General features: G+C 63.7%; 23 protein-coding genes and 2 tRNA genes. 9 read left to right on the forward strand and 16 right to left on the reverse strand.

The genetic code is table 11. The annotated features are described in order from the left end of the window. Positions 1–2: 2 nt before the first annotated feature. Complete coding sequence (locus GE253_RS09505) at positions 3–761, forward strand: sulfite exporter TauE/SafE family protein (protein WP_153203861.1); 759 nt, start codon at positions 3–5, stop codon at positions 759–761. Here the strand turns inward: GE253_RS09505 and GE253_RS09510 are convergent, their stop codons facing one another. Then, positions 762–1382: an FMN-binding negative transcriptional regulator gene (locus GE253_RS09510; protein WP_153203862.1), complete on the reverse strand. Its 621-nt coding sequence runs from the start codon at positions 1380–1382 to the stop codon at positions 762–764. Between the two features lie 145 nt (positions 1383–1527). On the opposite strand from GE253_RS09510, the gene chrA reads away from it, so the two are divergent. Beyond that, positions 1528–2790: a chromate efflux transporter gene (gene chrA / locus GE253_RS09515; RefSeq protein ID WP_153203863.1), complete on the forward strand. Its 1263-nt coding sequence runs from the start codon at positions 1528–1530 to the stop codon at positions 2788–2790. An 89-nt stretch (positions 2791–2879) separates the two neighbouring features. After that, a complete protein-coding gene (gene galA, locus GE253_RS09520) occupies positions 2880–5333 on the forward strand; it encodes a beta-galactosidase GalA (protein ID WP_153203864.1) in 2454 nt (817 codons plus the stop codon). Between the two features lie 17 nt (positions 5334–5350). On the opposite strand, the gene GE253_RS09525 is transcribed toward galA, so the two are convergent. From GE253_RS09525 to GE253_RS09570, 10 genes are all read right to left on the reverse strand, one after another. Then, on the reverse strand, positions 5351–6196 hold the full coding sequence (locus GE253_RS09525; protein ID WP_153203865.1) for a MoxR family ATPase: 846 nt from the start codon (positions 6194–6196) through the stop codon (positions 5351–5353). Between the two features lie 79 nt (positions 6197–6275). Continuing rightward, complete coding sequence (locus GE253_RS09530) at positions 6276–6476, reverse strand: DUF5397 family protein (RefSeq protein WP_153203866.1); 201 nt, start codon at positions 6474–6476, stop codon at positions 6276–6278. A gap of 133 nt (positions 6477–6609) precedes the next feature. Then, positions 6610–6837, reverse strand: coding sequence for a DUF2283 domain-containing protein (locus GE253_RS09535; protein WP_153203867.1), 228 nt, complete (start codon positions 6835–6837; stop codon positions 6610–6612). A 342-nt stretch (positions 6838–7179) separates the two neighbouring features. Further along, positions 7180–9843: an alanine--tRNA ligase gene (alaS, locus tag GE253_RS09540; RefSeq protein ID WP_153203868.1), complete on the reverse strand. Its 2664-nt coding sequence runs from the start codon at positions 9841–9843 to the stop codon at positions 7180–7182. A gap of 123 nt (positions 9844–9966) precedes the next feature. After that, positions 9967–10593: a thiamine phosphate synthase gene (gene thiE / locus GE253_RS09545; protein WP_153203869.1), complete on the reverse strand. Its 627-nt coding sequence runs from the start codon at positions 10591–10593 to the stop codon at positions 9967–9969. Positions 10594–10785: 192 nt separating this feature from the next. Continuing rightward, positions 10786–11715, reverse strand: coding sequence for a class I fructose-bisphosphate aldolase (locus GE253_RS09550; RefSeq protein WP_153203870.1), 930 nt, complete (start codon positions 11713–11715; stop codon positions 10786–10788). Positions 11716–11833: 118 nt separating this feature from the next. Further along, positions 11834–12286, reverse strand: a complete 453-nt coding sequence (locus GE253_RS09555; protein WP_153203871.1) for a hypothetical protein — start codon at positions 12284–12286, stop codon at positions 11834–11836. 54 nt (positions 12287–12340) lie between these two features. Next, positions 12341–13297 carry a DUF481 domain-containing protein gene (locus GE253_RS09560; protein WP_153203872.1) on the reverse strand — a complete coding sequence of 319 codons (957 nt, stop codon included), beginning with the start codon at positions 13295–13297 and terminating at the stop codon, positions 12341–12343. A gap of 287 nt (positions 13298–13584) precedes the next feature. Next, on the reverse strand, positions 13585–14067 hold the full coding sequence (locus GE253_RS09565) for a Dps family protein (protein ID WP_153203873.1): 483 nt from the start codon (positions 14065–14067) through the stop codon (positions 13585–13587). 348 nt (positions 14068–14415) lie between these two features. Then, positions 14416–15207 carry a 5'-methylthioadenosine/adenosylhomocysteine nucleosidase gene (locus GE253_RS09570; protein ID WP_153203874.1) on the reverse strand — a complete coding sequence of 264 codons (792 nt, stop codon included), beginning with the start codon at positions 15205–15207 and terminating at the stop codon, positions 14416–14418. A gap of 131 nt (positions 15208–15338) precedes the next feature. On the opposite strand from GE253_RS09570, the gene GE253_RS09575 reads away from it, so the two are divergent. Beyond that, positions 15339–16217 carry an AraC family transcriptional regulator gene (locus tag GE253_RS09575; RefSeq protein WP_153203875.1) on the forward strand — a complete coding sequence of 293 codons (879 nt, stop codon included), beginning with the start codon at positions 15339–15341 and terminating at the stop codon, positions 16215–16217. On the opposite strand, the gene rpoH is transcribed toward GE253_RS09575, so the two are convergent. From rpoH to GE253_RS09585, 3 genes are read right to left on the reverse strand one after another with little or no spacing between them, the layout of a single operon-like run. Further along, positions 16218–17099: an RNA polymerase sigma factor RpoH gene (rpoH, locus tag GE253_RS09580; protein WP_153203876.1), complete on the reverse strand. Its 882-nt coding sequence runs from the start codon at positions 17097–17099 to the stop codon at positions 16218–16220. It lies immediately after the preceding gene. Between the two features lie 2 nt (positions 17100–17101). After that, positions 17102–17236: a hypothetical protein gene (locus GE253_RS26500; RefSeq protein WP_282183197.1), complete on the reverse strand. Its 135-nt coding sequence runs from the start codon at positions 17234–17236 to the stop codon at positions 17102–17104. After that, positions 17236–18327, reverse strand: coding sequence for an RluA family pseudouridine synthase (locus GE253_RS09585; RefSeq protein ID WP_348770811.1), 1092 nt, complete (start codon positions 18325–18327; stop codon positions 17236–17238). Before GE253_RS09585 ends, GE253_RS26500 begins: the two co-directional genes overlap by 1 nt. Between GE253_RS09585 and GE253_RS09590 the strand changes: the two genes are divergently transcribed. The 4 genes from GE253_RS09590 to GE253_RS09605 all read left to right on the forward strand — a co-directional run bounded on the left by GE253_RS09590 (position 18318) and on the right by GE253_RS09605 (position 21934). Further along, positions 18318–18719 (forward strand): hypothetical protein, encoded by a 402-nt coding sequence (locus tag GE253_RS09590; protein WP_153203877.1) that lies wholly within the window; start codon positions 18318–18320, stop codon positions 18717–18719. The two genes, GE253_RS09585 and GE253_RS09590, sit on opposite strands and share 10 nt — an antisense overlap. An 89-nt stretch (positions 18720–18808) precedes the next feature. Then, a complete protein-coding gene (locus GE253_RS09595) occupies positions 18809–19837 on the forward strand; it encodes a low specificity L-threonine aldolase (RefSeq protein ID WP_153203878.1) in 1029 nt (342 codons plus the stop codon). A 71-nt stretch (positions 19838–19908) separates the two neighbouring features. After that, a tRNA-Glu gene (locus tag GE253_RS09600) sits at positions 19909–19984 on the forward strand. A 177-nt stretch (positions 19985–20161) separates the two neighbouring features. Beyond that, a complete protein-coding gene (locus GE253_RS09605) occupies positions 20162–21934 on the forward strand; it encodes a hypothetical protein (protein ID WP_153203879.1) in 1773 nt (590 codons plus the stop codon). A gap of 75 nt (positions 21935–22009) precedes the next feature. Here GE253_RS09605 and GE253_RS09610 read toward each other — a convergent pair whose 3' ends face one another. Then, on the reverse strand, positions 22010–23137 hold the full coding sequence (locus GE253_RS09610) for a class I SAM-dependent RNA methyltransferase (RefSeq protein ID WP_153203880.1): 1128 nt from the start codon (positions 23135–23137) through the stop codon (positions 22010–22012). A gap of 148 nt (positions 23138–23285) precedes the next feature. Between GE253_RS09610 and GE253_RS09615 the strand changes: the two genes are divergently transcribed. Next, positions 23286–23361 (forward strand) — tRNA-Glu (locus GE253_RS09615). A 307-nt stretch (positions 23362–23668) separates the two neighbouring features. On the opposite strand, the gene GE253_RS09620 is transcribed toward GE253_RS09615, so the two are convergent. Beyond that, positions 23669–24409: an SDR family NAD(P)-dependent oxidoreductase gene (locus GE253_RS09620; RefSeq protein ID WP_153203881.1), complete on the reverse strand. Its 741-nt coding sequence runs from the start codon at positions 24407–24409 to the stop codon at positions 23669–23671. Positions 24410–24435 lie beyond the last annotated feature (26 nt).

The raw sequence follows: 24435 nt of genomic DNA on the forward strand, positions 1-24435 counted from the left end.
CGGTGATTGATCCTTCCATCCTGCTGGACCTGTTGCCCACGCCCGCCCAGGCGGCGGGGCTGCTGGCCGTGGCCCTGGTGGCGGGCGTCATCCGGGGGCTGACCGGTTTCGGGGCGGCCCTGCTGATGGTGCCGGGCCTGTCGCTGTTCCTGCATCCGGCAGAGGCCGTGCCGACCAGCATGATGGCGATCGCCATCACCAACCTGCCTTTGCTGCCAGGGGCCTGGCGGGAGAGCGACAAGCGGATGGTCGCCATCTGTCTGGCCGGCTGCCTTGTCACCATCCCGCTCGGCATCTGGCTGCTGGCCGTGCTGCCGGCGGAGATTCTGCGCCGGGCCATCGGGGCCAGTGTGGTGGTGGCGGGGCTATTGCTGCTCTATGGCGGCTTCCGGGTGCGGCAGGCCGGCCATGGGCTGAAACTGCTGGCGGGTGCGGTGTCGGGCCTGATGAACGGGTCCGTGGGCATGGGCGGGCCGCCGGTCATCCTGCTGATGCTGGCCATGCCGCTGGCCCCCGCCGTGGCGCGGGCCAGCCTGCTGCTCTATTTCACTGGGTTGAACAGCGTATCCGTGGTGGGCATGACCTGGGCGGGGCTGTTCACGCGGCACACGCTGGTCTGGTCCCTGCTGATCATTCCCCCACTGATCGGGGCGGCGCGGCTGGGCGAAATCTGGTTCCGGCGCGGCAGCGGTGCCCAGTTCCGCCCCATCGCCATCGCCGTGCTGATTGGCACCGGCGTGGTCGCCCTGGCCAAGGGCTGATTACATGTCCAATACCCCCGCCAAGCCCGCCCGCACGGCAGCCTGATCGGCTGGCGGGCGGTTCTGGCTCAGTTTTGCCTTGCCCTCCACCCGTTCCAACAGCAATTCCAACCCGACAATGGCCTTCAGCATGGTGGCGAGATAATCGGCTGGGGCATCACTGACGGCCCATGGCGCGGCCCGCCCCGCCTCGTGCCGGTCCGTCAGCCGGCTGACGATTTCCAGCAGCGCCGCCGGCTCCTCCACCAAGCGCAGCGTGCCGTGAATATGCACGGCCTTCAAGCGCAGCGTGCCGTGAATATGCACGGCCTTATAGTTCCAGGTCGGCACCACCTTGCCGGTCTCCCGCTTGGCCGCGTACCAGGAGGGGGTGACATAGGCATCCCCGCCCTGGAACACCGCCAGCGACGGCACCGCCGGATCAAAATCGCGCCAATGCGGGTTGGCGCGGGCAATATGGCCGATCAGCCGCACCTGATCCCCCTGCCGGTCCAGCAACAAGGGCAAGGGCGTGGACAGCAGCCCGCCGGTGCCGAGGCTGACCAGGGTGGCAAAGGGATGTGCCGCGACAAGGGCCAGGGCGGGATCGGTCTCCATACGGAAGGCGGTGGGGATATACATGGAACGGCTCCGGTGTCGGGGGTGCTTCTTTTGTGCCGCAAGCGGGGCCAGCCGTGCAGTCATAAGCTTGTCATAGAGACAAACTTGCCAAACCCGCTGCCCGCCCGCAGGTTGGCAGCCCCACCCATGATCACGGCCCAAACCCATGCCCCGCCTGCGTGATGTGCTGCCCTTCTGGTTCTGGCTTGGCTGTGTCAGCTTTGGCGGGCCTGCCGGGCAGATCGCCCTGATGCAGCAGGAACTGGTGGATAAGCGCGGCTGGATCGATCAGCGGCGTTTTCTGCATGGGCTGAACTTCGCCATGCTGCTGCCGGGGCCGGAGGCGCAGCAACTGGCGACCTATGTCGGCTGGCGTCTGCATGGCTGGGCCGGCGGGCTGGTGGCGGGCGGGCTGTTCGTGCTGCCGGGGGCGGTGTTGATGCTGGCCTTGTCCTGGCTGGCGGCGGCGCATGGCGATCTGGCCTGGGTGGGCGCAATGTTCGACGGGGTGAAGCCCGTCATCGTCGCCATCATCATCGGGGCCCTGTGGCGGCTGGGCCGCCGTACCCTGCAGGGCTGGGCCCCGCCGTTGCTGGCGGGTGCCGCCTTTCTGGGCCTGTTCCTGGGCCATCTACCCTTCCCCGCCATCCTCGCGGCAGCGGCATTGATCGGTTGGCTGACGGCCCGGCGCGGCCTGCACCTGTTCGCAAGCCCCCATGGCGGGGCGGCGGATGATCCCCTGCCCGAACCAGCAGCCATTGCCACCGGCGGCGCGGCGCGGCTGATCCGGCTGGCGCTGCTGTTCGGGCTGTTGCTGGTGGTGCCGGTGGGGTTGCTGCTGTTCACCTTTGGGCGCGACCCCTGGGCGGATATCGCCCGGCTGTTCACCCAGGCGGCGTTTGTCACCTTCGGCGGGGCCTATGCGGTGCTGCCCTATATCGGGCAGGCGGCGGTGGAGAAATATCAATGGCTGACCGCCGCCGACATGCTGAACGGGCTGGCCCTGGCCGAAAGCACGCCGGGGCCGCTGATCCTGGTGACGCAATATGTTGGCTTCTTCGCCGGCTGGAACCAGCCGGGCAGCCTGTCACCGCTGGCGGCGGGGCTGCTGGGCGGGGTGCTGACCACCTATGTCACCTTTCTGCCCTGCTTCTTCTTCATCTTCGCCGGTGCCCCCTATGTGGAACGGCTGATCCATCACAAGGCGGCAGCCGGCGCACTGGCCGCGGTCAGTGCCGCCATTGTCGGCGTGATCCTGAACCTTGCCGTCTGGCTGGGGGTGCAGGTGCTGTGGCCGGGCCAGCCAGACCTGTTCGCCTGGGCCCTGGCGGCCGGCGGTCTGCTGGCCCTGCTGCGCTGGCGCCTGCCGGTGCATTGGCTGGTGCTGGCTGGTGCCGTTGCCGGGCTGGCACGGCTGATGCTGGGATAGGCCCGTCAGTACCCGGTATACCGCTTGACCTGCCCACACCCCCGAAGCGTATACTTTATTCAGTTACGCAAACAGGGGGAGGCGAACCGATGGAAAATCTGTCGCGGCGGGGGTTTTTGCAGGCTGGCGGGGCGCTGGTGGCCTTGGGCGCGGTGGCGGGCCATGCAGCGGCCGAGACAACAACATTGCCCCCCGCCCGGCAGGTGACGCCGCTGGAGGGCGGCTGGCGCTTCCATCTGGGCCATGCGGCGGACCCGGCGCGGGATTTCGGCTTCGGCGCCTCCCACGATACCTATGCCAAATCAGGCGATATCGGCACGGCCATCCAGGCCGCCGATTATGATGACAGCGCCTGGCAGGCGGTGGAACTGCCACATGATTGGGCGGTCGACCTGCCCTTCACCCCCTTCGGTGCGCCGGGCAGCGAGGCGGACAAGATCGGCGCCTATCAGGGGTTCAAGCCGCTGGGCCGGCGCTTTCCCGCCACCAGCGTCGGCTGGTACCGCCGGGAACTGCCCATCGCCGCCGCTGAGGCCGGACGCCGCCTGTTCCTGGATTTTGACGGGGTGGGCCGGGATTGTCTGGTGATCCTGAACGGCTTCGTCGTCGGCAGCCATGAGAGCGGCTATGTGCCCTTCCGCCTGGATATCAGCGATTTCGCCAAGCCGGGGGAAGCCAATATCCTGCTGATCCGCTGCGATGTCAGCTTAGGGGAGGCTTGGTCTTACGAAGGGGCCGGGCTTTACCGGCAGGTGCGGCTGGTCAGTTGCGCGCCCGCCCATATCCGCCACTGGGGCACCGCTGTCCGCTGCACGGTGGAGGGGGAAGCGAAGGGAGACGCCGCCAGCATCGCCATCACCACCGAGATCGACAATGACGGCCCCACCCTGCCCATCCGCCTGCGCTCCACCCTGCTGGACCCGCAGGGAAAGCCGGTGGCGGTGCTGCTGTCCGATCCCGTCACCCTGCCGGATTGGGGGGCGCATGAACTGACCCAGACGGTGCGGCTGGACCACCCCGCCCTCTGGTCACTGGAACAGCCCTCACTCTACCGGCTGATCAGCGAGATTATCGAAGACGATCGGGTGATCGACCGGCAGGAGACGCCGTTCGGCATCCGCAGCTTCCGCTTTGATGCCGATCATGGCCTGTTCCTCAACGGCAAGCCGGTGAAGGTGAAGGGTACCTGCAACCATCAAGACCATGCGGGGGTGGGCTTTGCCGTGCCGGACAGTCTGCATGTCTGGCGGATCGAACAGTTAAAGGCCATGGGCAGCAACGCCTATCGCTCCACCCACCACCCGGCCCCGCCGGCGGTGCTGGAAGCCTGCGACCGGCTGGGGATGCTGGTGTTGGAGGAGACGCGCCAGATGTCCAGCAACCCGGAAGCGCTGGGCCAGTTGGAACGCATGGTGCGCCGGGGCCGCAACCACCCCAGCATCTTCCTGTGGAGCATCGGTAACGAGGAAATCCATCGCGGCAGCGAGACCGGTGCCCGCATCGCCGAGACGATGAAGCGCCGCGTCTACGCCCTGGATGGTACCCGCCCGGTGACAGAGGCCTTCAACGGCAAGCTGGGCAAAGGGGCCAGCCGGGTGCTGGATGTGATGGGCTGTAATTATTATCTGGATGAGATCGATGCTTTCCATGCCGCCCACCCCACCGTGCCGATGATCGGCACGGAGACGGCCAGCACGGTGATGACCCGTGGCGCCTATCACCGCGACGATCAGGCCGGCATCCTGCCCGCCTATGACCGGGAATTCCCGCGCTGGGCCAGCACAGCGGAGCGCTGGTGGCGTTTTTACGATGAGCGGCCCTTCCTGGCCGGCGGCTTTGTCTGGACGGGGCTCGATTATCGCGGCGAACCCACCCCGTTCGAACGCTGGCCGCAGCACAGCTCTTATTTCGGGATCATGGATAGCTGCGGCCTGCCGAAGGATAATTACTTCTATTACCGCGCTTGGTGGCGCAATGAACCGATGCTGCACCTGTTCCCGCACTGGACCTGGCCGGGACGGGAGGGCCAGCCGGTGGAGGTCTGGGTTCATGCCAATTGCCATGCGGTGGAACTGCTGGCCAATGGGGCCAGCCTGGGCCGGCAGAATCTGGAGCGAAACGGCCACCTGCAATGGACCGTGCCCTATGCGCCGGGCTGGATCGAAGCGCGGGGTTTCGATACCCAGGGCCGGCAGATATTGACCCAGCGGCGGGAGACGGCGGGCCAGCCGGCCGCCATCGCCCTTTCCAGCGACCGGCAGCGGTTGGCCGGTGGTGAGGTGGCCGTGGTGAGGGCATCTGTGCTGGACGCGGCGGGGCGGGAGGTGCCGACGGCCGACACTCTGGTCCGCTTCCGGCTGGCCGGTGCCGCCCGTCTGCTGGGCGTGGGCAATGGTGACCCGCGCAGCCTGGAACCCGACCATGCCGACCAGCGCCACGCCTTCAACGGGCTCTGCGTTGCCATCCTTCAGGCCAAGGGCAATGGCCCGATCCGGGTGGAAGCGGAAGCGGCAGGTTTGAAGACCGGCGTGCTGGCGCTATAGAGGGGCAGCGCTGCCCCTCACTGCCCCCGCCGCGCCATGAAGGCCAGCCGTTCGAACAGGTGGACATCCTGTTCGTTCTTCAGCAAGGCCCCATGCAGCGGCGGGATCAGCTTTTTCGGGTCACGCTGGCGCAACACTTCCGGTGTCACATCCTCCACCAGCAGCAGGCGGATCCAGTCCAGCAGCTCCGACGTGCTGGGCTTCTTCTTCAGGCCCGGTACCTCGCGCACTTCATAGAACAGGGTCAGCGCGTCGCGCAGCAGGTCGGCCTTCAGGTTGGGGTAATGCACTTCCACGATGCGGGCCATGGTTTCGGCATCGGGGAAGCGGATGTAATGAAAGAAACAGCGGCGCAGAAAGGCGTCCGGCAGTTCCTTTTCATTGTTCGAGGTGATGATGACGACGGGGCGTTGGATGGCCTTGATGGTCTGCCCCGTCTCGTAAACGAAGAATTCCATCCGGTCGAGTTCCTGCAACAGATCGTTGGGGAACTCGATATCCGCCTTGTCGATCTCATCAATCAGCAGCACCGGCGGGTTTTCCGCCTCAAACGCGGTCCAGAGCGGGCCTTTGCGGATATAATTGGCAATGTCATGCACGCGCGCATCGCCCAACTGGCTGTCGCGCAGGCGGCTGACGGCATCATACTCATAAAGCCCCTGCTGGGCCTTGGTGGTAGATTTGACGTGCCAGGATTGCAGGGGCCGCCCCAGGGCCTTGGCCACCTCCTGCGCCAGCACGGTCTTGCCCGTCCCCGGCTCCCCCTTCACCAGCAAGGGCCGTTGCAGGGTGATGGCGGCATTGACGGCCACCCGCAGATCATCGGTGGCGACGTAATCCTGGGTGCCTTGGAAACGGCTCATGCGGGTAATCCCTATGGCGTTTTTACAAACTGGGTGAAATCAGACCAATGTTCGACCTTGAAAGCCCGGATGGCGAACATCAACGGTCCCGTGGATCGTCAAAAATATTGGAAAGGCGGTAATCCACCTCCTCCCCGCTTTCAACCACGCGGATGCGCATCATCCGGTCGCCATCGGGCAAATCCTGGCCGGCGTCCAGAATTTCATAAACCGGACCGACCGGGCCGAAGCGCCGCCATGTGCCCACCAAACTCGCAGCAGTGGGAAGGTGCCCATCCATGTCCGCCACTCCCAGCATCAAAAGGCTAAGAAGGTGAGTATCGCATAAACAGGGTCAGTGACAAACCGCACCGTAAAAGCGGCGCGACATGGATCAACAGTGGCAACCTGGCACTAAGCGGTACCGAAAGACGTCATGCCGCCACTTGCGAATATCGCTGCAACAAAGCCAATGCCTCCGCGATCACATCGGCATGTTTGCTGGCAAACTGGATGTCATAGCCAACGGGCTCGCCATCAGCGCCCAGATCGATAATCACATCCCGATCATCGTCATAGTGCTGACGAACAGAGCTTCCGGGTCTGATTTTGACATAAAGGCTGTCAGTCGACTGATCATAGGAGACGGCATTGCTGCTCATGGCCTGAACTCCTCATCCACATGATAGGTGTGGACAGTATGGCCATCACCCAAGGTGATGACACTGAGTACCCGTCACACTTTGATTCCCCGTATCACCGTCACCCCGGCGAAGGCCGGGGTCCAGAATGACAAGCGCCTTGCTCTATGAACTGGACCCCGGCCTTCGCCGGGGTGACGGGGGGAAATTAGTAATTCATTGATAATAAAGAAAAATTTCTCAGAAAAACATGAGATAGCCGCCCAATTCCAGCACCAGCTCCCACTATGTCACACCACCATTGATGGTGCGCCAGAATGGCGGGGGTGGAAAGCTCTCCGGTTCCACCCCCGCCATCGCCGATCAACCCGCCAGTGCTGCTTCCACTGCCGCGATGGCATCCGCCGCCTTGTCCCCATCGGGACCGCCGGCCTGGGCCATGTCGGGGCGGCCACCACCGCCCTTCCCGCCCATCGCCCCGGCCGCAACGCGGACCAGATCAACGGCGCTAACCTTGGCAACCGCATCCTCGGTCACGCCAACCACCACCGATGCCTTGCCATCCGCCACGGCGATGGCGACGACAACGCCGGTGCCGACCTGCTTCTTCAGCTCATCGGCGAACGGCTTCAGATCCTTGGCCGGCAGGTCGGCGACCACGCGGCCAATGAAGCCCAGACCATTGATCTGCTTCACTTCCGATGCGGTACCGCCACCACCACCGCCCAGCGCGACCTGGCGGCGCAGCTCGGCCAGTTCCTTTTCCAGCTTGCGGCGTTCATCCACCAGGGCCGTGACCTTGGCCACCACTTCGCCCGCCGGCACCTTCAGCGCCTGGGCTGCTTCCAGCAGGCGGCCTTCCTGCTGTTCCAGATAGGCCAGCGCGCCGGCCCCGGTCAGCGCCTCCACCCGGCGGATGCCGGCGGCAACGGCACCTTCCGACACCACCTTGAACAGGCCGATATCACCGGTGCGGCGGACATGGGTGCCGCCGCACAGTTCGACGGAGAATTCCTTGTTGCCATGGGCATCCACACCACCCATGGAGACAACGCGGACCTCTTCGCCATATTTCTCCCCGAACAGGGCCATGGCGCCGATCTCAATGGCGGCATCCGGGGTCATCAGGCGGGTGGTGACCGCGCTATTACCCCGGATACGCTCATTCACCTGGGCTTCCACTTCGGCAATGTCGGCAGCCGACAGCGGCGTCGGCTGGGAAATGTCGAAGCGCAGGCGGTCGGCAGAAACCAGCGAACCCTTCTGGGTCACATGCTCACCCATGCGGCGACGCAGCGCTTCATGCAGAAGGTGGGTGGCGGAGTGGTTGGCGCGGATGGCACCGCGACGACCGCCATCCACCTTCAGTTCCACCGCATCGCCAACCGCCAGCGTGCCCTTGGTCACGCTGGCGACATGGGCGAACACGGCACCCAGCTTCTTCTGCACGTCACGGACGGTGACTTCCGCCCCCTTGGCAGAGATCATCAACCCGGCATCGCCGACCTGACCACCGGATTCGCCATAGAACGGGGTCTGGTTGGTGACAACCAACACGTCTTGCCCGGCCTCGGCCTTGTCCAGCCGCTTGCCTTCCTTGTCCAGGATGGCAGTGACGGTGCCCTCAGCCGTTTCGGTGTCATAGCCCAGGAACTCGGTCGCCCCCAGCTCGTCCTTCACCTCAAACCAGACGCGGTCGGTCGCAGCCTCACCGGAACCAGCCCAAGAGGCGCGGGCCTTCTTGCGCTGTTCGTCCATGGCGGCGTTGAAGCCATCCACATCCACGCCGCGCTTGCGCCCGCGCAACACATCCTGCGTCAGATCCAGCGGGAAGCCATAGGTGTCGTACAGTGTGAAGGCGACATTGCCCGGCAGGGCCTGGCCGTCGGCCAGATTGCCTTCTGCCTCGTCCAGCAGCTTCAGACCGCGTTCCAGCGTCTGCTTGAAGCGGGTTTCTTCCAGCCGCAGCGTTTCGGTGATCAGCGCCTGGGCGCGCACCAGTTCGGCATAATGGCCGCCCATTTCGCGCACCAGGGCCGGCACCAGACGGTGCATAACCGGTTCCTTGGCCCCCAGCATATGGGCATGGCGCATGGCGCGGCGCATGATGCGGCGCAGCACATAGCCGCGCCCTTCGTTGGACGGCATCACGCCATCGGCGATCAGAAAGGAGCAGGAGCGCAGGTGATCGGCGATCACCCGGTGCGAGGTGGCCTGCGGCCCCTTCAGGCTGGCGCCCGTCGCCTCCGCCGAGGCTTCCAGCAGGCCCTTGAACAGGTCGATATCGTAATTGTCATGCACGCCCTGCAGCACGGCGGACAGACGTTCCATGCCCATGCCGGTATCGATGCTGGGCTTCGGCAGGGCAACACGTTCGCCGCCGGGAAGCTGCTCGTACTGCATGAAGACGAGGTTCCAGATTTCGATGAACCGGTCACCATCCTCATCCGGGGAGCCCGGCGGGCCGCCTTGGATATGGGCACCGTGATCGTAGAAGATTTCCGAGCACGGACCGCAGGGGCCGGTATCGCCCATCATCCAGAAATTATCCGACGTGGGGATGCGGATGATCTTCTCATCGGCAAAGCCGGCGATCTTCTTCCACAGGCCGAACGCCTCATCATCGGTGTGATAGACGGTGACGGTCAGCTTCTCCTTCGAGATGCCGAATTCCTTGGTGATCAGGTTCCAGGCCAGCTCAATGGCGTCGGCCTTGAAATAATCCCCGAAGGAGAAATTCCCCAGCATTTCAAAGAAGGTATGATGGCGGGCGGTATAGCCCACATTTTCCAGGTCATTATGCTTGCCGCCGGCACGCACGCATTTCTGCGAGGTGGTGGCGCGGCTATAGGGGCGCGCTTCTTGCCCGGTGAAGACATTCTTGAACTGCACCATGCCGGCATTGGTGAACATCAATGTCGGGTCGTTGCGCGGTACAAGCGGGGAGCTGTCGACCACGGCATGGCCATTCTTCCCGAAATAATCAAGGAAGGTGGAGCGGATTTCGTTGACGGTCTTCTTGGACATGGAAACGGCCTGGCTCAAGCATGGTCACGACAATGCGGGGCTTGGGTTTTACCGCGCCATGCCGGGCCTGTCCATGCCCGGATCGTCAAGGGGCGGCTTGCAAGAACCGCCCCCGCGGCCCCTTCATACGCCGGCAATCACCTGATTGAACGCCTGCACAGCCGCCGCAGGACCATTGGGGTGGTTCCACACCCCACCGCTGACGGCCAGGAAATCGGCCCCGGCTTCCACCAGCACGCGGCAATTATCCACATTGATGCCACCAATGGCGACACAGGGGATTTCCATCATCTCCTGCCACCAGGAGAGGATTTCCGGCTCGGCCCGCGCCTTGGGCTCCTTGGTGGCGGTTTCAAAGAAGGCGCCGAAGGCGACATAATCGGCCCCGTCCTCCCCCGCCACCATGGCCAGATGCCGGCTGTCATGGCAGGTGACGCCGACAATGGCATCGCGGCCCATGATCTTGCGGGCCTGGGCATAGGGCGTATCTTCCTGCCCCACATGCACGCCATCACAGCCACCCGCCGCCGCCAGATCGGGCCGGTCGTTCAGGATGAAGGCGACCTCGCGTTGCTGCACGATAGGGCGCAGCGCGTCGATGGCGCGCTTCACCACATCATCCGCCACATCCTTCAGCCGCAACTGCACACAGGCCACATCGCCGGCATCCAGCGTGGCGGCCAGCAAGGGCTTGAAACTGTTCAGGTCCAGGGTGGGCGGGGTGATCAGGTAGAGGCGGCAATCGGTCATGGTCTTCTCTGGACAATAAAAGCAAAGGCCCGGTGCGGTTCGCCGCACCGGGCCCCAAGCTGGTACTCTATAGCAAGGGTCAAACCCGTTGACCCTTGCTATCCGCGCCGACCGGCGCGGCGCCCGCACGTGCGGGCGTAAGCCAAGCCGCCGAATGGCGGCGCCCGGCGCCTGAGGGAACAGGCGTAATTTTTATTCTTTGCCCTGGTAGATTTTCACCAGCTTGTCCAGCAGGGCCAGCGCATCTTCACGGCTACGCTGGAAGGCGTTGCGGCCAATGATGGAGCCATTGCCGCCACCATCACGGATGGCGCGGGCATCTTCATACACCGCATCCTCACCCTTGGCAGCACCGCCGGAGAAGACAACGATGCGGCGGCCGTTGAAGCTGGCCTGCATGATGTGCTTCACGCGCTCCGCCAGGGTGTCGCGCGGCACATTATGCTTTTCATAGATCTTGCGGGCTTCGTCCTGCTCCAGGTCCGCCGTCGGCAGCTTGACCTTGATGATATGGGCGCCCAGCAGAGCCGCCATATGGGCCGCGTAGGCATCCACATCCAGCGCCAGCTCGCCCTTCTTGGAGATGGCGCCACCGCGCGGATAGGACCAGATCACCGTGGCGATGCCCTTGGACTTGGCTTCGCGCGACAGTTCGCGGATTTCCTCGAACTGGTTGAACTGGGCATCGGAACCCGGATAGATCGTGAAGCCGATGGCCGAGGCGCCGATGCGCAGCGCATCGTCCACGCTGGCGGTGACGGCCTGATCGGCATTTTCCTTGAAGGTGGACAGGCTATTGGCGCTGTTCATCTTCAAGATCAGCGGGATGGAGCCGGCGAACGTGGCGGCACCGGCTTCCAGCGGGCCCAGCGGGGCGGCATAGGCCGACAGCCCGGCATCAATGGCCAACTGGTAGTGATAGTGCGGATCATAGGCCGCCGGGTTCATGGCAAAGCTGCGGGCCGGGCCATGTTCAAAGCCCTGATCCACCGGCAGGATCACCAGTTTGCCAGTACCGCCCAGCCGGCCTTCCATCAGGATGCGGGCGAGATTGGCCTTGGTGCCGGGATTATCGCTCTCATACCAGGAAAGGATTTCTTTGACGCGGCGCGTGAGCTTCATTGTTGGGTTTCCTGCCGTGGTTCGTGGGTCGGAACGACCAAAAAGAGTGCCGGTTTGATAGCCCAACCGCCCCCGCATTGCAACGCGGCAGGGCCATCATGTAACGACGAAAAAAGCACTACATCCCTTGTATATCAAGCTGTTGGCTCAGCCATTGCCGAAGCGATGCATCACGGTTGCGTATCCAACACGGCTCAATGGCATGGGCTGGGCGCTGGTACAGCGTGGCCCCATGTGCCGCCGCCAGCCCCAGCAACCGACCGATTCCATCATCCGGCATCGCGGCCGGGGGCGCGAAAGCGATGGCCGGCACACCGGCCCGCAGGGCGGCCAGCACCTGCCCCATCTGGTCCACCGCGTCCAGCAACAGCAGCACACCGTCTTGTTGCAACCCCTTCCCCAGGGCGGCCCACCAGCCTGCCCCCGCCAGCCCGGCGATACCGGGGGCAGAGGCGAGGATCAAAGGCCGACCGGCCGCCAGCTCCAACACCAATTGTCCCGCCGCCTGCCCATCAATCCGCACACAGGGCCAGGGGGGAAGCGGGGTGAAACGGGGGGGTGTGGCAGACATGGGCACTTTCAGGGACGGGGGAAAGGGGCGGCGGGATCATAGGGCGTCGCCCCGTCAGAAGGAATAAACCAGCGTGGCGCGGCTGACCGTATCGGTAGCCTTGCGGTCATCGGGCGGGTCGCTCTCATTCCTGACCGTGAAGCTGATCTTGGCGGAAAACAGCGCATTGATCCGGGTGGTCAGGGCGCTTGTCGCCTCCAGCGTGCGGTTTTCCGCCCCGATCAGCGTCTTGGCCGTCTGGCTGAAACTGGCATCATCGCTGAACCGGTAGCTGAAGGCGCCGGCAGCGCGGAAGACGAATTCATGTTCGGTGAAGGCCGGATCGGTATCGGTGGTAGCATAGAGCGTGTGGCGCGCACCGGGGCCGCCTTCCACCTCCAGCTTGATGGTGCCATCATCCACCAGCACATAACCCAAACCGACGGTTTCGGTGAAACGGTGGCGGTAACCGGCAAACATGTCGCGTTCCCAGCCGAATTGGCCGGCGGCATACAGGGCTTCATTGATGAAGTAATTCGGCTCATAAGCGGCGCTGTAGCGCTGCTTGTTGGTGCGCCCCTCGCTGCGCTGATAATCGGCGGCAGCAATCACCCGATGACGCCAATCCACGGTTTCCTTGGTCAGCGCCAGACCGACAGCCACGGCCTTGTCATCGCTGTTGCCGGTGGAAAGCGAAGCACCCAGTTCCCCCGAACCCGTCCAGCCGGACAGGATACGCCGGCCATTGGCTTTCTTCGCCGCCAGCGCCTGGGTTTGGCGCTGCTGGCGCAGGCTATCGCCCAGCGCGGTGATCGGTTCCGTCTGATCGGGGAAGGCGGCCAGGGCCAGGCTGATGGTTTTGTCCAGGGTGGCGGCATCGCCATCGGCGGCGGCCTGTCGGATCATCGCCTCCACCCCGGCCGGCAAGGCGGCGGCGGTTTCAGCGGCAGCGGCCACGGGGGAAAGCAGCAGGCAAGATGCCAGCACGGCGGCGGCGCGCGGCGCGCGGGTCGACGGTGCAGAAATCAGCATGGGAAGGGTCGATGCTCCGGTTTGCGGGCCCGGCAAGGGCGGGGAGCATCGGAAATTGACGGCAGGGCTCGGGCGAATCAACCCTGAATAAGGCGATAGGCGAAGCGGCCGGCATTGCAGCCGCTTGCCCAGATCATCTTATACCGGCGGCATGAAATCATGACCGATGGTCACGCTTTCATGCCCCTCAATCGCCGGCGCCAGCATCCGCTGGCTTGGCTACGCCGCACGAACGGCGCGGCGGCGGTCGCCGCATTACTAACGGTCATAATTCATGACCGTTGATATTATTCCAGCAAGGAACGCAGCATCCAGGCGGTCTTTTCATGGATCTGCAAGCGCTGGGTCAACAGGTCGGCCGTCGGCTCATCGCCGGCCTCCTCCACCGTGGGGAACAGGGCGCGGCCGGTACGGGCCACCGTCTCGTGCCCTTCCACCAGCTGGCGGATCATTTCCTCCGCCTTGGGCACACCGGTTTCCTCCGGAATGCTGGTCAGCTTGCCATATTGGGTATAGCTGCCGGGGGCCGGGAAACCCAGGGCGCGGATACGTTCGGCGATCTCATCCACCGCCATGTGCAGTTCCGTATACTGCGCCATGAACATGGTGTGCAGCGTATTGAACATCGGGCCGGTGACGTTCCAATGGAAATTATGCGTCTTCAGATACAGCGTGTAGCTGTCAGCCAGCAGGGCGGACAGGCCTTCGGCGATCTTTTCCCGGTTCTTGTCGGAAATACCGATATTGATGCTGGGGGCCTTCTTGGCCATGGCGCTTCATCCTCAAAGGGTTGGGAGACACATCCCTTAAGATAGGGTGTAAAGCGCACAAGCAGAACGACAAAAGCGGATGCCAGGGGCGGGAAATTGCCGCAAGGGCATGAATGTACAAAAGGCAGGGGTGGCCGCGTTGATCGCAGGGGCGTAAGCGGCCACCCCCTCAAGGTGCAGCGGGTTATGGGCAAACCCGCGCAACGACGCCGGAAAGGTCTGCGGAACCGGCGCCACTGCCTCCGTAAAGGGCGTATCAGCGTGGGCTGATGCTGATGGGGAAACCCCCGTTTTCATCCCACCCTTGGCCTTTTACGCCGCAGCGCCAAAAACCCGTCGCAGCCGATGTCAGGAATTTTCCGCCTGTTCCCCGAACAGCGCAATCAGCCGGCGGACGATCAGGGCGGCCCCGCCCGCCGCCGCGCGGGCGAAGCTGGGAAAATCCACATGGCTGTCGCCGCCGGCCAGATCGGACAAGGCCCGCACCACCACCAGCGGCAGGCCGAAGCGCTCGGCCAGTTGGGCCAGGGCCGCCCCTTCCATCTCCACCGCCTGGGCCTGGAAACGGTCATGCAGGTCGATGCGGGTGGCGGCACAATTCAGGAAATAATCGCCGGTCAGCACGGTGCCAAAACGGATTGCCGGCTGCAGCACCTGCCCGCCGGTGGCCGTCGCCGGCATGGCGGGCAGTTTCAGCCCGGCCAGCGCCGCCGCGATACGCCCTTCCAGCCCGGCGGCAAGGTGATACCCGACCGGTCCTTCCAGACCCGGCAGCGGCGGCACGCCCGGTTGATAGGGTGTCAGCCTTCCCGCACAAAGCGCGCCATAATCATGCTGGATCAAGGTGCGGGCAATCACCACATCGCCGATACCTAAATCCGGGTCCAACCCGCCGGCCACGCCGGAGAAGACCAGCACCCGCGCGGCAAAATACTGCGCCAGCAGGGTGCCGACAATGGCGGCATTCACCTTGCCGATGCCAGCCTCCACCAGCACCACCGGCACGCCATCCATGTCCCCGGCCAGAAAGCGGAACCCCGCCAGTTCCGTTACCGCCGTCACCTGCAGATGCGCCCCGAAATGGCCGATCTCCTCCGGCACGGCGCAGATCAGGCCGATGGGGCGGGTTTGGGTGGTCATGGCACAGGGCTCCGATGATGGGAAAACGCCGGCAGAATGCGATGGTGGGGATAAAAAACGCAAGATCGGTCAGGCACTGCCCCCTGCCCTGCCCTATGATCCCCCCATCAAGGAAGGGTGGGGATGTCGGGATGGCGGCAGGTTACAGCAGACGCATGGCGCGGGTGATCCGCCATATTCATCAGCATCTGGATAGCGACCTCAGCCTCACCACCCTGGCCGGCATTGCCGCCTTTTCACCCTTCCATTTTCACCGCCAGTTCACCGCCCATGCCGGCATGACGCTGAACCGCTATGTGCAGCGCGTGCGGTTGAAACGGGCGGCGCACTGGCTGGCCTTCCGCCCTGGCATTTCCATCACCCAGGTGGCGCTGGAATGCGGCTATGCCAGCCCGGAATCCTTCAGCCGCCTGTTCCGCCAGACCGTGGGCCAATCGCCCAGCGCCTTTCGTACCGCGCCCGATTGGGTCGGCTGGCGCCACGCCCTGACCTTAATGAAAAAGGAGAGTTCCACCTTGACGCACCCCTTCACGTCCGATCAGGTCCGTTTGGTCGATTTTCCGGCAACGCGGGTGGCGTTCCTGCGCCATCAGGGCGATCCGGCGCTGATCGGCGACAGCATCCGCCGCTTCATTGCCTGGCGGCGGGCGAACCGGCTGCCGCCCGACCTCAGCGCTACCTTCAATATTTTCCATGATGATCCGGACAGTGTGCCGCCCGACGCTTACCGGCTGGATATCTGCGCCGCCATCACCGGCCCGCTGGCCCCCAATAAGGCGGGCGTGGCGGAAGGCCGCATCCAAGGCGGTCCCTGCGCCGTGCTGCGGCAGGTGGGATCGGGTGACGATCTGCGCGCAGCAGCGCGCTTCCTTTACCGGCAATGGCTACCCGCCAGCGGGCGGGAGGCGCGTGGCTTCCCGCTCTTTGCCCAACGGTTGCGTTTTTTCCCCGATGTGCCGGAAGATCAGGCCGTCACCGACCTGTTCCTGCCACTGACAGCGGCGGCCTGATCAGGCCAGCCGCTGCTCCACCGCCGCCGACTTGATGGCCTTTTGCAGCTTCTCGAACGCCCGCACCTCAATCTGGCGCACGCGTTCGCGGCTGATGCCATATTGGGTGGACAGGTCTTCCAGGGTGGTCGGTTCATCCCGCAGGCGGCGTTCCGCCAGGATATGCCGTTCGCGCTCGTTCAGCGACTTCATGGCGTTGGCCAGCAAGGCCTGACGCTTGCCCAGTTCCTGCTGTTCGCCCAGGCGGATTTCCTGGCTGTCCGTTTCATCCACCAGCCAATCCTGCCACTCCCCCTCGCCATCCACGCGCAGCGGCGCGTTCAGCGAATGGTCGGCGGCGGCCAGCCGGCGGTTCATCGACACCACATCTTCTTCCGGCACATCCAGCGTCTGGGCGATCTTGGTCACCGTTTCGGGGGCCAGATCGCCCTCATCGATGGCCTGCATCTGGCCCTTCAGCTTGCGCAGGTTGAAGAACAGCTTCTTCTGCGCCGCCGTGGTGCCCATTTTCACCAGCGACCAGCTATGCAGAATATATTCCTGAATGGCGGCCCTGATCCACCACATGGCATAGGTGGCTAGCCGGAAGCCCCGCTCGGGGTCGAACCGCTTGACCGCCTGCATCATGCCGACATTGCCCTCGGAGATCAGTTCCGACACCGGCAGACCGTAGCCGCGATAGCCCATGGCGATCTTGGCGACCAGACGCAGATGGCTGGTGACCAGGCGATGGGCGGCCTTGGTGTCCTCATGCTCCCGCCAGCTCTTGGCCAGCATATATTCCTCTTCCGGCTGGAGCATCGGGAACTGCCGGATTTCGGTCAGGTAGCGGGACAGGTTGCTTTCAGAACTGACAACCGGAATGGCGGGTACGCTCGGCATGGTCATTCCCCCTTCATGGGCTTGATACCCCCGTCCGGCCCTGACAAGGCACCGGCGGCGGCCAGCATTGCAGAATGCGGCGATGCGCAACGGATACCGGCCATGGCGGCCCGGCGGTTGTTGCGCACCGCCGCCATTATAGCGTTTCCAGGGACTGGATTAAGCCCCTGAAATCATCCGGTAACACAGTTTCGAAACGCAGCCGCTCACCGGTGGCCGGATGGATGAACTCAATGGCTGCTGCGTGCAGGGCCTGACGCGGAAATCCGTTCAGCGCCTGCTTTTGCCCTTCCGACACGCCGCGCGTGCGGCCGGGGCGGATGCGGCCATAAACCTGATCGCCCACCAGCGGGTGGCCGATATGGGTCATGTGGACGCGGATCTGGTGGGTGCGCCCTGTCAGCAGCTTACATTCCACCAAGGAAGCAGCCAGACCCAGCGGGCGCAAAACACTATAACGGGTGATGGCCGGCTTTCCGCCGCGTTCCAGCACCGCCATGCGTTTACGGTCGCTGGGATGGCGGCCGATATTGCCGCTGATCTCGCCTGCGCGCGGGTTGGGCACAGCCCAGACGACCGCCTGATAGGTGCGCGACAGCGACCGGTCGGCGAACTGGGCCGACAGGCCCTGGTGGGCCTTGTCATTCTTGGCCACCACGATCAGGCCGCTGGTATCCTTGTCCAATCGGTGGACGATGCCGGGCCGGCGCACCCCGCCAATGCCCGACAGGTCGGCCCCACAATGGTGCAGCAGGGCATTGACCAGCGTGCCATCATGGTTGCCGGCGGCGGGGTGCACCACCATGCCGGCCGGCTTGTCGATCACCAGCAGATACGCATCCTCATAAATGATCGACAGCGGGATATCCTGCGGCTGCGGCAGTGCCGGGGCGGAGGCCGGCACGGTGACATCATAGTGCTGGCCCTGTTTGACCCTGCGGGACGCGTCCAGTATGGTCTCACCGCCCGTGGCGACATGGCCCTGCGCAATCAGCGCCGCCAGCCGTGACCGCGACAGGCCGACCCCGGCCAATGCGTCGGCCAGTGCCCGATCCAGCCGGTCGCCCTCACGCGCCGGATCGATCAGCACCTGATGGAAACCAGCATTGCCCGCTTCGGCGGCGTCATCGGCGCCACCATCGACCAGGTCGTCATCCAGATCGTCAAAGTCCAGCCCGGCCCCAAGGCCGGCTGTCTCCAACGCAGGAAGTGCGGTACGTGCGGACACTGAAACTTCTCCTCATCCTCGGGGCCCTGGTGATTGCTGCGGGCTTCGCATTCCTTGGCTACGAAGTCTACAAGCGTTCGACCGACCCCGACCATCCGCGTAAATTCAGCGAACGGTTCGGCACCAAGCAGCCAGCGCCGGACGCCACCAGCCCCAACCCGAACCCCGCCGCCCCACCGACCAAGGCCGGCGAACCGGTGGCCGTTGGGCCGCTGACCGCCACCCCGCTGGCCCTGCCCGCCGGGGCAGAGCTGTTGCCGGGTCTGGCCAGTATCGGCGGGCGGATCGCCCTGCAGGTGCGCCAGCCCGATGGGCGGGTGCAGGTTCTGCTGGTTGATCCACGCGATGGGACATCCCATCTGCTTGTCACCACCACGCCGGCCAGCCCTTGATCCTCTTGTGACAAAATGCGGGCCGACCGACGCCTGTTGCCGTGATTCATGTCACAGGCAACCCCACTTTCCGCTGGATCAAACGTTAAATGAATTTCATGTCGGATAATGTGGCGGGTGCCGCACCGGAAATCATGGCGGCGCTGCTGGCCGCCAATGCAGGGACCGCCCCCTCCTATGGGGCCGATGCCATCAGCAAGCGGCTGGAGCAGCGCTTTGCCGATCTGTTCGGCCGGCCGGTGGCAATATTCCCGGTGGCCACCGGCACAGCCGCCAATGCCCTGGCACTGGCCCAGTTCACCCCACCCTGGGGTTCCGTCTATTGCCATGCCGAGGCGCATATCCAGGCCGATGAATGCGGCGCACCGGAAATGTTCACCGGCGGGGCCAAGCTGGTGCCCCTGCCCGGCCCGCATGGTAAATTATTGCCGGAGACCCTGGCCGCCGCCCTGGACCGGGCACCGAAGGGCTTTGTCCATGCCGTACAGCCGGCCGCCCTGTCGCTGACCCAGGCGACGGAGGCCGGGACCGTCTATCGCCCCGACGAAGTGGCCGCCCTGGCGGACATCGCCCACCGCCATGGCTTGTCGGTCCATATGGATGGGGCGCGTTTCGCCAATGCCGTTTCCCATCTGGGCTGCGATCCGGCAGAGGTGACATGGCGGGCGGGCGTGGATGCGCTTTCCTTCGGTGCCACCAAGAACGGGGCCTTAGGTGCGGAGGCGGTGATCTTCTTTGATCCCGCTAAGGCAGTGGATTTCGCCTATCGCCGCAAGCGGTCCGCTCATCTTTTCTCCAAGATGCGGTTCCTGTCCGCGCAGTTGGATGCCTATCTGGCGGACGGGTTATGGCTGCGGCTGGCCGCCCATGCCAATGCCATGGCTGCCCGTCTGGCCCAGGGGCTGGCGGCGCTGCCCGGCGTCACCCTGGCCCACCCGGTAGAAGCCAATGAGATCTTCGCCACCCTGCCAGAGGCAATGATCACCCATCTGCAGGCGCACGGTGCCGGCTTTTACCGCTGGGATGGGCAGGTCGTGCGGCTGGTCACGGCCTGGAACACACCGGCAGCCGATGCGGAGCATTTCCTGACGCTGGCGGCTTCGGCAGCAGAAAAATGACGGGATGGTGAAAAAAGGGCTTGATCACACCCGACCAACCCTTTAAACACCCCCTCCACCGCGAGGCTCTAGTCCCCATCGTCTAGAGGCCTAGGACACCGCCCTCTCACGGCGGTAACAGGGGTTCGAATCCCCTTGGGGACGCCATCTCTTGCGTGTTTCTACAAAAGCCCGGCTTTCAGCCGGGCTTTTGTCGTTTCTGCTTTGGCAAAAAAATCTACCGAAAAGTGGTATATCAACAGACCTCTGTTGATCGACGTGTATATTTCACCCTAATATATCTGAAAGGATAGGTGTTCTAAAATTCTTCTAAAAGGTGATGCAATGGATCTCAGTTCCAAAGTGGATTTGCCCGGCATCGCCGGCATGGTTTACGATGGAAAACGCGATTTGATCTATTTCACCACCCGCACCGGCACCGTAGAGCGCTGGTCACCCACCGAGCAGAAATTCCTGTCTGCCGTTAAGCTGGGCGGGACGCTGGCTGACCTGGATATTACCGCCGATGGCAGCTATCTGCTGGTAGCGCAATCGAATACAACGGCGGTCACCGTCAGTGATGTCTGGTGGAACGACCGGTACAAGGACACGATTCATCGCATCAATCTGGATACGCTGAAGGTCCAGGATTTGAACTTCCTCGTCGAGGGAGCCGAACGCGGCGTCTATGATATTGCTATCGCCGGCAGTGACACGGCGCTCGTCACAACCGATTTTTCCGGTTCCGGCTGGAACCCGCTGCGCTGGTTCGATGCCGATGCCAACGCCTTTATTACCCAGCCCGTCACCACATCACAGGGTGGCAATGTCAGTATCAGGCATTCTTCTTATCTGATCCCGTCGGAAAATAACCGCTATACCCTGATCCTGGAGGCTGACACCTCCAATGCGCAGATGCAGCTCTATGATGCCCAGGCCGGCACTATTGTTTCCAGCGGTGACCTCTACGCTTTCAATAGCAGTGGCTTCAACAATGGATCTGGCGATATTTCCGAGGCACGCGGCCTTGCTTTCAATCTAGGATACGTTTTCGATTTCAAATTCTCGCTGGCAAAAAACCTGGGTACCCAGGGCTACTATTCCGGCGAATTCTCCAGCACCGGCAATTACCTCTTTGCCCAGCGCACTTCCGGCGAAGTGGTTATTATGGACACCCATAGCTGGATGCCGGTGGGCATATTCGCCGTGGATGATACGGCCGAGATCAAGACCGGCAGCCTGGAATTGATGGGCAAGGACGGGCGCTATCTGGTCGGGCAAACCGCCACCGGCTTTGCCGTGCTGGATCTTTCGGAAAAGCTAAAGCTGGATCTGGCTGGCAACGAACAGGCCAATTTCATCAGCGGCGAACTGGCCGCAGACACCTTGAGCGGCGGCGGCGGGGCCGACACGATCAGTGGCTTTGGTGGCGATGACCAACTGTTTGGCGATGATGGGCGCGATGTTCTCAATGGCGGCGGTGGCGACGATATCCTGATCGGGGGCACCGGCGGCGACGCGTTGAATGGCGGAGCCGGCATTGATGTCATCCGCTATGATGGCCCGCGCAGCAACTATCAGATCAAGGTAAATGGCAGCCAGGTCATCGTCACCGGCCCGGCCGGCACAGGCCCTGACACGTTGACCGGGGTGGAACTGCTGCAATTTGATCATCAGGTGGTACCCGTCACCCCCCTGAAGATGCTGGAAAATGGCACCCTGTTCGACGAGGCAGGCTATCTCGGCCAATATGCCGATGTGGCCGCTGTCGTCGCGTCTGGTGCCTTGGGCTCCGGTGCTGAACATTATCTTCGCTATGGCCAGTATGAAGGGCGCAGCCCCTTCGGCCTGTTCAACACAAGCTATTACCTGGAGAAGAATCCGGACGTGGCGGCGGCGGTAAAGACCGGGATCATTGGTGCCTGGCAGCATTTCCATCAATATGGCTGGCGGGAGGGACGTGACCCCTCCGCCCTGTTCGATGTTTCCGCCTACAAGCAGGCAAACCCGGACGTGCAGGCGGCCGACATGAACCCGCTCTTCCATTATCTGGCCAATGGCATGGCGGAAGGTCGCACAACCAGCGTCGCCGACCTGGATTATTACGGGCTATATTAAGGGCACCACGGGGCGCGCTGCGGCGGTCGCCGCCGTAACAAAGTGGCGATGCGTTCTGCTCATCGCCACTTTGTATCAGGCTACCTTGCCGCCCAGCGGGCCCGTCCGATAAAGCGTCACCTTGATGCCGCCATGCAGCACCGGGTCGGCATTAGGCAAGAAGGGCAGTTCCGTCACCTTGGCCAGGGCCGGTTCATTGGTGATGATACCCACCCGCCAGCCGCGGAACCGGTTCATCAGCACCTTGCCTAGCGTGCCATAAAGCGCATAGAGCTGGCGCGTATCACCGATACGGCCGCCATAGGGCGGGTTGAGAATGACCAGACCCGGCCCGCCTTCCGGCGGGTTCAGGTCGCTGATGGCATGGTGATGGAAATCCGTCCAGGCGGACACGCCGGCACGGGCGGCGTTTTCCTGGCTCATCTTGATGGCACCGGCATCCCGGTCACTGCCATAAAAACGCACGGTCGGCGGGGTGGCCGTCCCCGTCGCTTTCAGGGCTGCCCAGGCGGCAGTATCAAACCCGGCCAGCTTTTCAAAGGCAAAGGAACGGGCCCGCCCCGGTTTCAGGCCGGCGGCGATCTCCGCCGCCTCGATGACGAAAGTGCCCGACCCGCACATCGGGTCCACCACCGGTTCTTTGCCGTCATAGCCGCATTGGCGCAGGAACAGAGAGGCCATCGTCTCCCGCATCGGTGCCTTGTTCACCGCCTCCTTATAGCCGCGCTTATGCAGCGGCTCTCCCGATGTATCGATGCTGAAGGTACAAAGATCATCATCGATGCGGGCCTTGATGGTGATCTCCGCATCCTCCGCAATGGGGGCGCCCAATTCTTCGGTGATGGCGCGGGCGATGCGCTGGGCAGCGGCACCGGCATGATAGATGCGGGACTGGGTGCAGCTTGCCTCCACCCGCACCGGCACATCAGCGTGCAGGAAATCGGCCCAGGGGAATTTACGGGCGCGTTTGTCCAACTGGGCCAGATGCAGCACCCGGAACCCGCCAATGCGCGCCAGCACGCGCGTGGCCCCGCGCAGTTCCAGATTGGCGCGCCAGACCTCGCGCCAGCCGCCATGGGTGACAACACCGCCCTTGCCGGGTTGCGGACGGGCGAAACCGGCAGCCTTCATCTCCGCGCACAGCACGGATTCCAGGCCGGGGGTGGTCACCACATAAATTTCGAATTGGGTCTGGTCGCTCATAGCGCCTTGATATCGTGCCACCTGCGGGCCGGCGAGGGCTTTCTCGCCATGGCTCCCGTGCCGTCGAGAAGGTGATTTTCACAAACCTGAAAAAAGTGCTTGCGTCCTGATCAGGAGCCCATTATACACCGCGCCACCTCACGGACACGTCCCCATCGTCTAGAGGCCTAGGACACCAGCCTTTCACGTTGGTAACACGGGTTCGAATCCCGTTGGGGACGCCATCCCGCCTTTTGCCATCCTGTATAGGATTATTGAGCATCAGGGGCTGAGACGGTCCGTCGTTGATAAACGCCCCTCATAGATAAAGATGGTAGCTGCTGCGGGTTGGTTTTAGAGCTGGTGGTCGCCGGCCTCCAAGCCACATGGCCGGCGACGCCTTGCGAACAACCAACGTCTCTATCGGCCGCTCCGGTGGCGGTGGCTAAGCCCAGCCCCCTTAAGGGCTCAGGGAAGCAGCACTGCGCATCATCACAGGGGCTGAACGGTTCATCCATGATGATGATACACAGGGTCGCTTCCCCCCTGGTCTCAGCTCTGGTTCAGATCAATCAATTCGCCATGCAGGGCGCAGGCCGGCACCGCAAATTCCACAATGGCGCGGGCCACCACTGCCGGGTCCTGAAGGCTGGTCGGATCTTCCCCCGGAAAGGCCTTGGCACGCAGGCCGGTACGCGCCGGACCGGGGTCCAGCAGATTGACGCGCAGGGTCGTGTTCAGCGTTTCCGCCGCCCAGGTGCGGCTCATCATGTCCAGCGCCGCCTTGGCAGCGGCATAGGCGCTCCAATAGGCGATGGGTTCGCGCCCCACCCGATCCGTCAACAGCAGGGCGCGTCCGGCATCGGACCGGCGCAGCAGCGGATCGGTGGTGCGGATCAGGCGCAGCAGAGCTGCCACCCCGACACCGAACACCTTGTCCCAATCCTTCGGATCGGCATGGGCGATGGGGCCCAGGGAGCCCAGCTGGGCGGCCGCATGGACGAAAATATCCAGCCGGCCGAACCGTTCATACAGCGCCGGCCCCAGCGCATCCAGCTTCACCCCATCCATCAGATCCTGCGGGATCAGGGTGGCGGCACCGCCCTTAGCGCGGATACGGTCATCCACCTCTTCCAACGCACCGACGGTGCGGGCCAGCAGCACGACATGCGCCCCTTCCAGGGCAAGCTGTTCGGCCACGGCAGCACCAATGCCGCGGGAAGCACCAGTGACAAGGGCGACACGCCCGGCCAGGCGCTGCGGCTGCGGGCTGGGTTGGGTGGGGCTGCTCATGATCATTCCTGTATTCAGATGGGTGG

Source organism: Niveispirillum sp. SYP-B3756 (assembly GCF_009495745.1).
Taxonomy (GTDB): domain Bacteria; phylum Pseudomonadota; class Alphaproteobacteria; order Azospirillales; family Azospirillaceae; genus Niveispirillum.